At 57.3% G+C, this 859-nt stretch carries 1 protein-coding gene; it reads left to right on the top strand.

The features are described 5' to 3' along the window. Positions 1–859: hypothetical protein (locus ACYU7Z_RS00010; protein ID WP_460566332.1), on the top strand; the 859-nt coding region annotated here is incomplete at both ends.

Raw genomic sequence — 859 nt, forward strand, 5'->3', positions numbered from 1 at the left:
ACCCTGCACCTGACCATCAACCAGGGTGTGCACACCGATACCACGGCTACGGCTTGTACGCAGTTTGTATGGCACGGACAGACATACCTGGCTTCCGGCAACTACAACTTCTTCTCCACCGGTGTCAACGGCTGCCCCGATACGGTCACCCTGCACCTCACCATCAACCAGGGCGTGCATACCGATACCACGGCTACGGCTTGTACCACCTTCTCGTGGCATGGATCTACTTATACTACGAGTGGCAGCTACAACTTCTTCTCCACCGGTGTCAATGGCTGCCCCGATACGGTCACCCTGCACCTGACCATCAACCAGGGCGTGCACACCGATACCACGGCTACAGCTTGTACGCAGTTTGTATGGCACGGACAGACATACCTGGCTTCCGGCAACTACAACTTCTTCTCCACCGGCGTCAACGGCTGCCCCGATACGGTCACCCTGCACCTGACCATCAACCAGGGTGTGCACACCGATACCACGGCTACAGCTTGTACCACCTTCAGCTGGCATGGAGCTACGTACACAACCTCCGGCAACTACAACTTCTTCTCCACCGGTGTCAATGGCTGTCCCGACACGGTGACCCTGCACCTGACCATCAACCAGGGTGTGCATACCGATACCACGGCTACGGCTTGTACCACCTTCTCGTGGCATGGTCAGACATACCTGGCTTCCGGCAACTACAACTTCTTCTCCACCGGCGTCAATGGCTGCCCCGATACAGTCACCCTGCACCTGACCATCAACCAGGGCGTGCATACCGATACCACGGCTACGGCTTGCTCGGTGTTTGCCTGGCACGGTCAGAGCTATACTACGAGTGGCAACTACAACTTCTTCTCCACCGGTG

It is taken from the genome of Flaviaestuariibacter terrae (assembly GCF_054777635.1).